The organism is Pseudomonas sp. LBUM1657, from assembly GCF_059716075.1.
This window is the reverse complement of record NZ_CP166799.1, coordinates 5,159,035-5,171,747: the sequence shown is the minus strand read 5'-3', so window position 1 is coordinate 5,171,747 and position 12,713 is coordinate 5,159,035. Positions and strand designations below refer to the sequence as shown.

General features: G+C 60.6%; 13 protein-coding genes. 9 read left to right on the top strand and 4 right to left on the bottom strand.

Translation table 11 applies throughout. The features are described 5' to 3' along the window. The first annotated feature begins 80 nt into the window (after positions 1-80). Entirely contained in the window at positions 81-959 is an 879-nt protein-coding gene (locus tag ACA055_RS23905; protein WP_497680873.1) for an MBL fold metallo-hydrolase, read from the top strand. Positions 960-1,071: 112 nt separating this feature from the next. On the opposite strand, the gene ACA055_RS23900 is transcribed toward ACA055_RS23905, so the two are convergent. Beyond that, positions 1,072-1,953 (bottom strand): LysR substrate-binding domain-containing protein, encoded by an 882-nt coding sequence (locus ACA055_RS23900; protein ID WP_497680872.1) that lies wholly within the window; start codon positions 1,951-1,953, stop codon positions 1,072-1,074. Positions 1,954-2,112: 159 nt separating this feature from the next. On the opposite strand from ACA055_RS23900, the gene ACA055_RS23895 reads away from it, so the two are divergent. The 6 genes from ACA055_RS23895 to ACA055_RS23870 all read left to right on the top strand — a co-directional run bounded on the left by ACA055_RS23895 (position 2,113) and on the right by ACA055_RS23870 (position 9,533). Continuing rightward, on the top strand, positions 2,113-3,750 hold the full coding sequence (locus tag ACA055_RS23895; protein WP_497680871.1) for a 5-guanidino-2-oxopentanoate decarboxylase: 1,638 nt from the start codon (positions 2,113-2,115) through the stop codon (positions 3,748-3,750). Continuing rightward, entirely contained in the window at positions 3,747-5,195 is a 1,449-nt protein-coding gene (locus tag ACA055_RS23890; protein ID WP_497680870.1) for an aldehyde dehydrogenase family protein, read from the top strand. Before ACA055_RS23895 ends, ACA055_RS23890 begins: the two co-directional genes overlap by 4 nt. Before the next feature lie 218 nt (positions 5,196-5,413). Further along, positions 5,414-6,517 (top strand): ABC transporter substrate-binding protein, encoded by a 1,104-nt coding sequence (locus ACA055_RS23885; protein WP_497680869.1) that lies wholly within the window; start codon positions 5,414-5,416, stop codon positions 6,515-6,517. Between the two features lie 193 nt (positions 6,518-6,710). Then, on the top strand, positions 6,711-7,619 hold the full coding sequence (locus ACA055_RS23880; RefSeq protein WP_497680868.1) for an ABC transporter permease: 909 nt from the start codon (positions 6,711-6,713) through the stop codon (positions 7,617-7,619). Then, positions 7,616-8,464 carry an ABC transporter permease gene (locus ACA055_RS23875; RefSeq protein WP_497680867.1) on the top strand — a complete coding sequence of 283 codons (849 nt, stop codon included), beginning with the start codon at positions 7,616-7,618 and terminating at the stop codon, positions 8,462-8,464. Before ACA055_RS23880 ends, ACA055_RS23875 begins: the two co-directional genes overlap by 4 nt. 13 nt (positions 8,465-8,477) lie before the next feature. Continuing rightward, positions 8,478-9,533 (top strand): ABC transporter ATP-binding protein, encoded by a 1,056-nt coding sequence (locus ACA055_RS23870; protein ID WP_497680866.1) that lies wholly within the window; start codon positions 8,478-8,480, stop codon positions 9,531-9,533. 141 nt (positions 9,534-9,674) lie between these two features. On the opposite strand, the gene ACA055_RS23865 is transcribed toward ACA055_RS23870, so the two are convergent. After that, complete coding sequence (locus ACA055_RS23865) at positions 9,675-10,604, bottom strand: AraC family transcriptional regulator (RefSeq protein WP_497680865.1); 930 nt, start codon at positions 10,602-10,604, stop codon at positions 9,675-9,677. A gap of 333 nt (positions 10,605-10,937) precedes the next feature. On the opposite strand from ACA055_RS23865, the gene ACA055_RS23860 reads away from it, so the two are divergent. Together ACA055_RS23860 and ACA055_RS23855 are read left to right on the top strand one after the other, a co-directional pair. After that, positions 10,938-11,291, top strand: coding sequence for a putative quinol monooxygenase (locus ACA055_RS23860; protein ID WP_497680864.1), 354 nt, complete (start codon positions 10,938-10,940; stop codon positions 11,289-11,291). Positions 11,292-11,332: 41 nt separating this feature from the next. Next, positions 11,333-11,563, top strand: coding sequence for a hypothetical protein (locus tag ACA055_RS23855; RefSeq protein ID WP_497680863.1), 231 nt, complete (start codon positions 11,333-11,335; stop codon positions 11,561-11,563). Here ACA055_RS23855 and ACA055_RS23850 read toward each other — a convergent pair whose 3' ends face one another. Together ACA055_RS23850 and ACA055_RS23845 are read right to left on the bottom strand one after the other, a co-directional pair. Beyond that, entirely contained in the window at positions 11,564-12,193 is a 630-nt protein-coding gene (locus tag ACA055_RS23850; protein ID WP_497680862.1) for a flavin reductase family protein, read from the bottom strand. Positions 12,194-12,463: 270 nt separating this feature from the next. After that, complete coding sequence (locus tag ACA055_RS23845; protein WP_497680861.1) at positions 12,464-12,655, bottom strand: hypothetical protein; 192 nt, start codon at positions 12,653-12,655, stop codon at positions 12,464-12,466. Between the last annotated feature and the right edge of the window lie 58 nt (positions 12,656-12,713).

Here is a 12,713-nt window from a genome sequence, read left to right as displayed (position 1 = left end):
GCATCGCATTTTTTGTACTGAGTCAGGCAACTAAGCTCTGTTCCATCGCCAGGCATGGCATTCGGACTACGGAGTAACAGATGATCGGCTTCACCTCGTTCAAACGCGTTCTGCTGGCAACCGCCGCATTGGGTTTCGCGGCCCATGCGTCGGCATCGACCCTGGCATTGGATGTCTACAACCCCGGCGATAAGGCGATCTTCCCGGTCACTTCGGTGCTGGTCAGCGGCGAGAAAGACGCCATTTTGGTGGACGCGCAATTCGGCAAATCCCAGGCCGAGCAGGTGGTGGAAAAAATCCGCGCCAGTGGCAAGCGACTGACCACCATCTACATCAGCCACGGTGATCCGGATTACTACTTCGGCCTCAATACGCTGACGGCCGCATTTCCGAACGCCAAAGTGCTCGCCTCGCAGCCGACCGTTGATCACATCAAAAAAACCGTGGACGGCAAACTCGCGTTCTGGGGCCCGAAAATGGGCGCTGACGTACCGGCCAAAACCATCGTGCCGGGCGTGCTCAAGGGCGATAGCCTGATGCTCGAAGGGCAGAAGTTGCAGGTGATCGGTTTGGACGGCAAGCAGCCGGATCGCAGCTTCGTGTGGATTCCGTCGCTCAAGGCGGTGGTCGGCGGGGTGGTCGTCGCGGAAAACATCCACGTGTGGATGGCCGACACCCAAACCCCGCAATCCCACGCCGATTGGCTGACGACGTTGCACGCCATCGAAACCCTGAAACCGACCACCATCGTGCCAGGTCATTACCTGGGTGAAAGCGCCCGGTCCCTGGCTGCCGTGCAATTCACCGCCGATTACATCAAGGCCTTCGACGAAGAAACCGCCAAGGCCAAAGACGCTGCCGCACTGATCGCCGCGATGAAAAAACGCTACCCGACACTGGGTGAAGAAAGCTCCCTGGAGCTAAGCGCAAAAGTCGCCAAGGGCGAGATGAAGTGGTAACCCGCTGTACCTGAAGTTGAAACAGTTTGGCTCCCACACTTGATCTCTGTCGTACACAAATGCTGTGTTCACCGGAGATTCAACGTGGGAGCGGGCTTGCTCGCGAAGCTTTTCAGCGGCTCTGCGCCTGTTCCACCAACCACCCCATCAACTCGCGCAACTTCGGCGAAGGCCCGGGTTTTTCAGGGAACACCAGGTAATACGCCAGCCCCGTTTTCACCTTCAATTCAAACGGCATGACCAGCCGCCCGGCACTCAGGTCATCGCCTATCAACGACCAATCCCCGATCGCCACGCCCGTCCCTTGGGACGCCATCGACATCGCCAGGTCCAGTGTTTCGAAATGCTGGCCCTTGCCGACATTGCTCAAATGAATATCCGCAGCTTTCAACCAGGCGTTCCAGTCGCGTTCATCGCGGGTGGGGTGCAGCAACAGGTGCTGCTGCAGATCGGCCGGCGTCTGCAAGGCCGTTGGTCCTTCCAGCATCGGCCGGGAACAGACCGGCGTCAGTTGTTCATCGAACAGGTGATAAGAGGCCAGAGCGCTATCGGGAGGTGCGCCGTACATCACCGCCGCATCGAATTGCTCACGATGAAAATCCACACCGTGCTTGACCGTGGTGGTCAATTCCACTGGCACGTCCGGGCGCTCCCGTTGCCACTGCAACAGGCGTGGCAGCAGCCAGCGCATCACGCAGGTCGGGGCCTTGAGTTGCAGGGTTTCACGCTTCTCGCCGATCTGCTCTACCGCTTCGTCGATCAAGCCGAAAATCTGCTGGACCCGTGGCAGCCATTCCCGCCCTTCGGCCGTGAGATCGAGACCGCGGGCCTGGCGAATGAACAGCTCATAACCCAAATGATCTTCCAGCCCGGCGATCTGCCGACTCACGGCGCCTTGGGTGATGTGCAGCTGCTCGGCGGCCCGGGTGAAGTTGCAGCACTGCGCGGTGATCAGAAAAGTGTGCAGCGCCGGCAGGGGAGGCAGTCGTTTCATTGGGTTCCAAGGTATGACGTGAGGACATGGCTAGTATGACTTTTTATCCATTGTTGCGGCTACGTGTCGCCCGTTCCAATGAGGCCATCCCTGGACCTGCCAATCCATCATAAACACAGCGCAGGCCCGGCGTCTCAAACGAACAAGAAGGGCAATGACATGGCGACGTGCGGCGAAGTATTGGTCAAGTTACTCGAAGATTACGGGGTTGAGCAGGTGTTCGGCATTCCCGGGGTACACACCGTGGAGCTGTATCGCGGGCTGGCCCGTTCGAGCATCAACCACGTCACGCCGCGTCACGAGCAGGGCGCCGGTTTCATGGCCGACGGTTACGCCCGCACCAGCGGCAAGCCGGGTGTGTGCTTTATTATCACTGGCCCCGGCATGACCAACATCACCACCGCCATGGGCCAGGCCTACGCCGATTCGATCCCGATGCTGGTGATCTCCAGCGTACAAACCCGCAACCAGTTGGGTGGCGGGCGCGGCAAGCTTCACGAGCTGCCGAACCAGAGCGCATTGGTCGGCGGCGTGGCAGCGTTCTCCCACACCCTGATGTCGGCGTCCGAATTGCCCGGCGTCCTGGCCCGCGCGTTTGCGCTGTTCCAGGCCGGTCGCCCGCGTCCGGTGCACATCGAAATTCCATTGGACGTGTTGGTCGAAGAGGCCGATGACCTGCTCGCCAGCGTGCCGGTGAATATCGACCGTGCCGGCGCATCGCCGACCGCGATTTCCCGCATGACCACGTTGCTGGCCGGTGCCAAGCGACCACTGATTCTCGCCGGTGGCGGTGCCATCGATGCCGCCGCCGAGTTGACTGAACTGGCCGAACTGCTGGACGCGCCGGTGGCGCTGACCATCAACGCCAAAGGCATGCTCGAATCCAACCATCCGTTGCTGATCGGTTCGACCCAAAGCCTGGTCGCCACCCGCGCCCTGGTGGCCGAGGCTGACGTCGTGCTGGCGATCGGCACCGAGTTGGCCGAAACCGACTATGACGTCACCTTCGCCGGTGGTTTCGAAATTCCCGGCGCACTGCTGCGCGTGGACATCGACCCGGACCAGACCGTGCGCAACTATCCGCCGCAGGTGGCGCTGGTGTCCGACTCGCGCAATGCCGCCCAGGCTTTGCTGAGCGCGCTGTCGCACAAATCCCTGGCCGAGCGCCGCAACGATTGGGGCCAGGTCCGTGCCGCGCGTTTGCGTGAAGAACTGGCGGCCACTTGGGATGCGCCTACCCTGGCCCAGACCCGCTTCCTGGAAACCGTGCTGCATGAATTGCCGAACGCCGTTTTCGTCGGCGATTCGACCCAACCGGTATACACCGGCAACCTGACGTTCAACCCGGAACGTCCGCGTCGCTGGTTCAACTCGTCCACCGGTTACGGCACCCTCGGTTACGCTTTGCCGGCGGCGATTGGCGCCTGGCTCGGCGGCAGCGTTGAAGGCGGTGCACGACCTCCGGTGGTGTGCCTGATCGGCGACGGCGGCCTGCAATTCACCCTGCCGGAACTGGCCAGCGCCGTGGAAGCGCGCACGCCGGTGATCGTGCTGTTGTGGAATAACCAGGGCTACGAAGAGATCAAGAAATACATGGTCAACCGCGCCATCGAGCCGGTCGGCGTGGACATCTACACCCCGGATTTCATTGGTGTGGCCAAGGCCCTGGGTTGTGCGGCCGAGGCCGTCAACGGCGTCGAGCAACTGCGCAACGCCTTGCGTGCCGCCACCGATCGCCAAGGCCCGACCCTGATTGAAATCGATCAGACCCAGTGGATGAAGGCGGTGTCGAAATGAGTTTTCCAACCACGTTGGACGGTCTGTTCATCGATGGCGAATGGTCAGCCGGTAGCGAACATTTGCGCGTGATCAACCCGGCGACTGAAGCCTTGTTGACCACCGTAAATGGCGGTGATGAACACGCGGTCGATCAAGCCGTCAGCGCCGCGACCAACGCCTTCAAGCAATGGTCGAAAACCACCGGCGCCGAGCGTGGCGCGATCCTGCGCAACATCGCGGCGGGCGTGCAGGCCGGTCGCGAACAGTTGATGCATCTGCAGTCGAGCAACAACGGCAAGCCGCTGTTTGAAGCGGCCATCGACGTCGACGACGTGATCGCCACGTTCGAGTACTACGCAGGTCTGGCCGAAGGGCTCGACGCTAAACAGGACAGCGCTGTAGAGCTGCCAAGCGACGACTTCAGCGCCCGCGTGCGCCGTGAACCGTGTGGTGTTGTCGGCCTGATCGTGCCGTGGAATTTCCCGATGGTCACCACCGCCTGGAAACTCGCCCCGGCCCTCGCCGCCGGTTGCTGCGTGGTGCTCAAACCATCCGAAGTCACGCCGCTGCCGGAGCTGGAATTGGCGGCAATCATCGCCGAAGCCGGCCTGCCCAAAGGGGTCTTCAACCTGGTCTGCGGCACCGGTCTGGCGGTCGGCGCGCCGCTCTCGGCAGATCCGCGTATCGCCAAGATTTCCTTCACCGGTAGCAACGCGGTCGGCGTGCAGGTGATGCAACGTGCTGCGGAAACCGTGAAGGGCGTGAGCCTGGAACTGGGCGGTAAGTCCTCGTTGCTGGTGCTCGCCGATGCCGATCTCGAACTGGCCGTGGAAGTGGCCTGTGGTGGCGGTTTCTTTAACGCCGGGCAGATGTGTTCCGCCACCAGTCGCGTGCTGGTCGCCGATGAATTGGCTGATGAATTCCTCACCCGTTTGAAAGCCCGCGCCGAAGCGATTCGCGTAGCCGACCCGTTCGATCCGAACGTGGAAATGGGCGCGTTGGTCAATCAGGCGCAATACCAGCGTGTGCTCGGTCACATCGATCGTGGTTTGAGTGCCGGCGCCAGGCTGATCTGCGGCGGCAATCGTCCGGCGGACCTGCCGCGCGGATATTTTTTGCAGCCGACGATTTTCACCCACGTGCCCCTCGACAGTGCGCTGTGGTGTGAAGAGATTTTCGGCCCAGTGATCTGCGTGCGCAGTTTCACCTCTGAAGCCGAGGCGATTGCCCTGGCCAATGACAGCCAGTTCGGTCTGGTGGCCAGCGTGGTCACCCGCGACCACGAAGCCGCGGACCGGGTCGCCAACGCTTTGCAGGCGGGGCTGGTGTGGGTCAACGCGCCGCAAGTGATCTTCCCGCAGACCGCTTGGGGTGGCTACAAACAGAGCAGCATCGGTCGCGAGTTGGGGCCGTGGGGCTTGCAGGCTTTCCAGGAAATCAAACACGTGATTCGAGCCGTCTGAAGGCGCTAAAACGGTGAGCGCATGCCTCTTGATGAGGCATGCGCTGGCGTCATGGCTTCAATGAGTTTTTATCGATAGTCAGGTGTTTTGCACGACCTCAGGATGAACCCGTCGGATCAGCCAAGACCCTTTGAAACCGGGGGCTTGAAGCAGATTCGACCGCGCGGATGCAAGGGTTGCGACCAACCTCATACTTAAAAAAACAAAGGGAGTCCTTCATGGGCGAGCATGATCTGAACAGACGTCAATTCATCAAAACCGTGGGCGTGGCGTCCGTCGCCGCGGCGGCCATGAGTCTGCCCTTCGTCCGGGCCAATGCCAGCGATACGCGCTTCCAGGGCAAGACCCTGCGCCTGCTGACCTGGTCCGATGACACGGGCCTGGCTGCGCTGCGTAACATCGCGGCAACCTTCGAGGACAAGTACGGCTGCAAGGTCATCGCTGACCGCACCGGCAGCACCTCGGAAATGGTCGCCAAACTCAAGGCTGCCGGTGATCGTCCGCAGTACGACATCATCACCCTGGCCGGCGTCGGCGCCGAAGGTCTGGCAGCCGCCGGGCTGCTGGAAAAACCCGATCTCAACCGCATTCCCAACCTGGTCGATGTCCCGGAGAAATACCGCACCGGCGCCAATGGCCACGGCATCGGTTACCTGCTCTGGTGCAACAGCCTGGTCTACAGCACCCGTACTGTAAAAGAAGCACCGAACAGCTACGCCGCCCTGTGGGACGCGGACCTGTCGCCGAATATCTTCCTGCCGCCGCCGAACTGGACCGAGGCCATGGACCTGATCATCATCGCCGCGAAACTGGCCGGCGGTGACGAACACAACATTGAACCGGGCTTCAAGAAACTCGCCGAGCTCAAGGATCGCGTGGTGACCCTGGGTGAAAACCCGAACCAGATCGCCGAACTGTTCCGCACCGGCTCCCTGGACATGGGCGGCCTGTACGCACCGGCGTTTTTCCCGAAACAGATCCGCGACCCGGCCTACGGTCTGGGCGCTACGTTCGGTATGAAGGAAGGTTTCTACACCGACCTGATGCTCTCGGTCATGCCGAAGAATCGTCCGGGCGATACCGACCTGGTCTACGCCTTCATCAACCACTCTCTGGACCCATTGGTGCAGGGCAAGATGGCCGAAGACATCTACAACGGTCCAGTCAACGCCAAGGCGATCATCTCTGCCGAAGCGCGCAAGAGCCCGTTCATCCTGACGCCGGAGCAGATTGCCGAGAAAGCGATCATGCACGACAACGCCTTCCTGGCCTCCGTGCATGACCAATGGATTCGTCGTTACACGGAAATCTTTTCTTCCTGATCGAGTGGCGAACACAGGATCTTCAACCACTGAAGATCCCCTGTGGGAGCGAGCTTGCTCGCGATTGCTGACTGTCATTCAACATTGATGTCGACTGATACACCGCTATCGCGAGCAAGCTCGCTCCCACAGGGGCTGATGTGGATTAAGGAATTGTGTTTGTCAGCTGCTTTCCATTGACGAGACCCTTGCTATGGAACACCAACCTCTGACCCATCCGGTAAGTGTCGCTCCCGTGCGCGCCCATCGGGGTGTTTCGCCGACGACCCGCGCCTGGTTTTTCCTCTCGCCGTCGATGCTGTTTCTGGGCGTGCTGATTGCCGCCAGCCTCCTGGTGCTGCGCATGAGCGTGGGCACCAAAGGCGCGGAATGGACCGGGTTCAGCCTGGCCAGCTACGCCCAATTGCTGGAACCGTATTACCTCAAATCCTTGCTGCTGACCCTGCGCCTGGCTCTGATCAGCGCAGCGATCGCCGTGGTGCTGGCGATACCGGTGGCCTACACCATGTCGCGCCTGACTTCACCGTTTGTGCGACGGATCTTCCTCGCTGCGGTGCTGCTGCCGTTGCTGGTCAACCTGTTGCTGCAAAGCTACGGCTGGCTGGTGATTCTCGGCCCGGGCGGGATGCTCAACCAGGCGCTGATGGGCCTGGGCCTGATCAAGCGCCCGATCATGCTGCTGTACAACCAGAACGGCGTGTTGATGGGCCTGGTGCAAACCGCGTTCCCGCTGGCCGTGTTGCCGATTGCCAGCGCCATGCGCGGCGTTGCCCGTACTTACGAAGAAGCCGCCGCGACCTTGGGTGCCAGTCGTTTGCAGGTGTTCCGCCAGGTGGTCTTGCCGATGAGCATGCCGGGGATCATCACCGGTGCGACGCTGGTGTTCGCCTACAACGCCAGCAGCTTCGTGGTGCCCTTGCTGCTCGGCGGCCGGCGCGTGCCGATGCTGGCGGTGATGGTGCATGACCAGATCGCCCCGCTGATGAACTGGCCCGCCGCGTCCGCTGCCGGTGTGGTGCTGATCGTTACCACCCTCGCGATCATGACCTTGTCCGAATTCATCACTGGCCGTCGTCGGCGCATGCTGGAGGCTTCCCAATGAGCACCCTGATCAAGAAGCGCTACTCGCTGTTGCCGGGCGAGACCGGCAAGTTCGCTGGCATCCTGTCGGGCTTCATCCTGCTGCTGGCGGTGTTGCCGATCCTGACGATGATCGTGATGTCGTTCAGCGGCGCGTCGAACCTCGATTTCCCGCCGAGCAGCTATAGCCTGCAATGGTACAAGGCCGCCTGGCACACCTTTGTCTCACCCGATTCCAGCGATGTGCTGAGCCTGGGCAAAGCCATGAGCACCAGCCTGATGGTCGCGTGCCTGACCATGGTGTTCGCCACGATTGTCGCGGTGCCCGCCGCTTATGCCCTGACCCGTTGCGAGTTCCGCGGCAAGGCCGTGGCGCTGCAATTGATGTCGCTGCCGCTGGTGTTTCCGATGGTGGTGTTGGGCCTGGCGTTGCTGCTGGTGTTCGACAGCCTGCCATTCCAGATGACGACGTCGCGGTTGGTGATCGCTCACGTGATCCTGGCGTTGCCGTTCGTGGTGAAGAACTGCACGGCCGCGATGCTCTCCATCGGCAGCGAAGTCGAAGAAGCCGCGCAGATGCTTGGCGCTTCGCCTACCCGGGCGATTATCGATGTGGTGGTGCCACTGATGAAGTCCGGGATACTGGCGGGCATGCTGCTGGCGTTCATCGTTTCGTTCAACGAATTCACCGTGACCTATTTCCTCTACACCATTGACGTCATGACCGTGCCGATCTGGATGTACAGCCGCACCGTGTCTTCGCTCGACCCTACCGTTTTCTCGTTTGCCGTGCTGATCGTGCTGATCGACTTCGTCCTGATCTGGGCGTTGGAGAAGCTGGTGGGCGAGGGCGGCGTTTCCTTTTGATTTGAGGTGCAACATGACTGGTCTGATTCTGGAAAACGTCGAGAAATATTACGGCTCGGCCTGCGCGGTAAAAGATGTAAACCTGCATTTGCCCGAGGGCAAGCTGGTGTGCTTTCTCGGCCCTTCGGGCTGTGGCAAAACCACGTTGCTGCGGATGATCGCCGGGCTCGAAACTTTGAGCGGCGGCGAGATTCGCCTGGACGGTGAAGACATCGGCCACACCCCGGCGCATCAGCGCAATTTCGGCATGGTGTTCCAATCCCTGGCGCTGTTCCCGCACATGACAGTGGGGGAGAACATCGCTTATCCCCTGAAGTTGCGTGGGGTCAGCAAGGCTGATCAGCAGGCGCGGGTAGTGGAACTGCTGCAACTGATTCAGCTGCAAGAGATGATCGACCGTCCGGTGTCGAAACTGTCGGGCGGGCAACGTCAGCGCGTGGCGATAGCCCGGGCGATTGCCAATCACCCGAAGATCCTCCTACTGGATGAGCCGCTGTCGGCGCTGGACGCCAAGCTGCGTGAGTCGATGCAGGTGGAAATCCGTCAGCTGCAACAGCGCTTGAACATCACCACCATCCTCGTGACCCACGACCAGCGCGAAGCCATGACCATGGCCGATATCGTTGTCGTGTTGGGTGAACATCGGGTGCAGCAGGTGGGCACGCCGATCGAGATTTACCGGCACCCGGCCAATGAATTCGTCGCGGACTTTATCGGGTCGGGCAACATCTTCCCGGCCACCGCGTTGGGCAACGGCAAGGTCAGCCTGCCGGGCGGCGATGCGCTGGAAGTGCCGATCTGCAGCAGCATCGTGGTTGGCGAGAAGGTCAAGATGCTGATTCGCCCTGAAGACCTGCAACTGTCGAATCCGCAAGCCACGGCGGGCAATCGGTTGCTGGGCAAGGTGACGTTTGTGCGGGATATCGGCGCGACGATTGAAACCACGGTGGAGTGTTCCGGGGTATCGTTTACCGCGTTGAGCACGCCGTGTCAGGGGATTGGCTTGAGCATTGGCAATCCGGTGTCGGTGACGATTCCGGCGGAGGCTTGCCGCGTGTTGAGCGCCTGACTTTAGAGGTGGGTTGTTCTTACAGGCCTCTTCGCGAGCAAGCCCGCTCCCACAGGTTGACCGCGTTCTCAGGAACCAATCTGTCTAATGTGGGAGCGGGCTTGCTCGCGAAAAGGTCAGCACCACCAATACAAATTTCAGCTAGACACTCAACCGCAACCGCGCCAAATCCCTTAACGGCGGCGCCCCGAACAATCGGCTGTACTCACGGCTGAACTGCGAGGGACTTTCATACCCCACCCGATACCCTGCCGCTGATGCTTCCAACCCTTCCGCCAGCATCAACCGCCGCGCTTCTTGCAGGCGCAACTGCTTTTGATACTGCAACGGACTCATGGCGGTCATCGCCTTGAAGCGGTGATGCAACGTCGACACACTCAGGTTCACTTCCCGCGCCAGGTCATCGATACGCAGCGGCTGCTCATAGTTGCCGTTGAGCCATTTGATCGCTTGGCTGATGCGGTGGCTCTGACTGTTTGCGATGGCGATTTCATACAACCGATGGCCCTGCTGGCTGCGCAACAACCGATAAAGAATCTCCCGGCGAATCAAGGGCGCGAGCATGGCGATGTCTTTCGGTGCGTCCAGCAGCCGCGCCAGACGCAGCACGGCGTCGAGCATGGCGGTGTCGATCCGCTCGACGTACAAACCGCGCCCCGTCGGACGGGTGGGGACACCCAGGGGACCGGCGTCGGCAATCAGCGCGGTGATTTCTGCCGGGTCGATGTCAAGCCGTACCGCGAGGATCGGTTCTTCAGACGTGACATTCACCACGCGCCCACTCAGTGGCATCGAGACCGAGACCACCAGGTAATTCAGTGGGTCATAATTGAAATATTCATCGGCCAGCCGAACCTCTTTGCGCCCCTGAGCCATGATGCACAACGCCGGTTGCGCCAGCACCGGGGCAAAATCATGGGACTGGCTGTGGCGCGACATGAACAGCGAACCGACGGCAGTGGCATAAGTGCCATCCTCCGTGGTGTTGCGGCGGATGATCGCGGCCAGTTCCGCGCGCTGTTTCTCCATGTCGGCGTCCAGCGGAGCGTGAAAATGATCGAGCGACGACATGCGGGGCATCCTCGTTGAGGCGTTGGTGATGAGCTGAGCTTAAATTTGTGCAAGGCACAGCGGTAGACACATCCTGCCAAAAGATTGCCTGATTCTGCACGGGGTAGACGGGGGGCGCTTCTATGGCAGGTTGTCGCCCGGAAAACTTGCTTGAAAGTCGTATTACAGTGCTGTGACGGGTTTACACGTTGTTACAGGTGCGCGGAACAGCTTCGCAGGATTGTGCAACAAGCCGGCAGGAATCGACTAACGACACATCGCACGGGCGCTTAACCTTGGATCCTGTCGCAGCCCGTCCCACGGCTGCCACTCGACTCCCTGGGAGGGTTGAACATGTCTAATCAGATCCCCGTCAGCCACATGGCCTTTGTCCGTGCCCGCGCCGGGCGTTCGGCGGAACTTGGCGCGCGCCTCAGTGCCTTGATCGAGCCGTCTCGCACCGCACCGGGCTGCCTGAGCTTCGCCCTGCAACATTCGCAATGCGATCCCGAGTTGTGGCTGGTGTCCGGTTTCTGGACTAACCAACAAGCAATGACGGCGTATTTCAGTAGCCCGGCCATGGAGATTTTTGCCGAGCTGGTTCAGGAGTTGGTGGTCAACAGTCTGGATTTCCATACCTTCAAGGAAGTGTCGGCCGATCAGGCGCTGGGTCAGTCTCAGTCGTGGGTACACAAAATGGCGGGTTGAGGGTTTAATGGCTCAATTCTCCATTAGCCAGGATCCGCGACATGGCACGCAAAGCCTTTGAAACCTTCGAAGCCGTATCTGCCGTAGTACCCCGCGAGGGCGGTTATCACGCCGCGATCGCCACCAAAGCCATCGGTGGTACGGGTGCGCCGCGCTTTCATAAGCTGCTCGAAGCGCAAACCTTCAAAACTGCCCACGATGCCGACCAAGCCGCCGCGTTGGAACTGACACGCCTCAAGGGCGTCAGCGAAGACGGCGACCTGATCTGGTAATCACTTGACCGCCCCCGGGCGGAACATCTTGAACAACGCCTCTGGCCCCAGCTGGAAATAATCCGCTGGCCCACCGCCGCGCAGGATCGGTTCTGCCGCGGCGGTGTCGTACACCCCATCCTTCAACAGCCACTTGGCGATATGCACGGCGACCACTTCGCCGAGAATCAGCCAACTCGGCACCACGTCGCCGTCCGCTCGCTGCAACTGAATGATCTGCGTGACCTTGCATTCGAAGGACACCGGACTCTCGGCGACTCGTGGCACCTGAATGATCTTCGAGGCGGCTGGCGTCAGCCCGGACAGCTCGAACTCGTTGACCTCAGGCCCGACCATGGCGCAGCTCTGGTTCATCTGCTCGGCCAGTGGCCGGGTCGCCAGGTTCCAGGCGAACTCGCCGGTCTGTTCGATGTTATTCAGGCTGTCTTTGCGCCCGACGCTGGAAAAACCAATGATCGGCGGAATGTAGTTGAAGGCGTTGAAGAAGCTGTAGGGCGCCAGGTTCAAGCGGCCATTGGCATCCTGTGAAGAAATCCAGCCGATGGGACGCGGGCCGACGATGGCGTTGAACGGATCGTGAGGCAGGCCGTGGCCGTTGGCGGGTTCGTAGAAGTGGATGTCGTCGGGCATGGAGCGAATTCCTGGGGCTCTCGGGAGGCGGTCATGGTGCAAGGACCGGCGGCAGATTTCCAGTCGAACCCTCTATCGGATTCAACGAAAATAAAATGTGGGAGCGGGCTTGTTCGCGAAAGCGGCTTCACATCCAACTCATACGCTGACTGATACACCGCTTTCGCGAGCAAGCCCGCTCCCACCATGGATTTGTGTTGTGTCGAACATTTCGTTTCTCCAGAAACGACGAAGCCCGGCCGAAGCCGGGCTGTAACCTTCCTCCCACTATCAGCCGATAGCCTCTGCGGTGCCGGTTTTATCGAACCCGTCAGCCGCGTAGGTGCCCGAATGAGCGCGGTCAACGGAGGCACTGGCTTCGGCGTTAAAAGAAGCCGAGCCGGTTTTGTCGTAACCGTCGGCGGCGAAGGTATTGGCCGCCAGGACGGAAAGGATCATGGCGAGGAACAGTTTGGTTTTCATCTCAGTCACTCCAGATTCGTTGGCGCTTGTGTCTTGGGCATGAATGCCATGCTGCGCC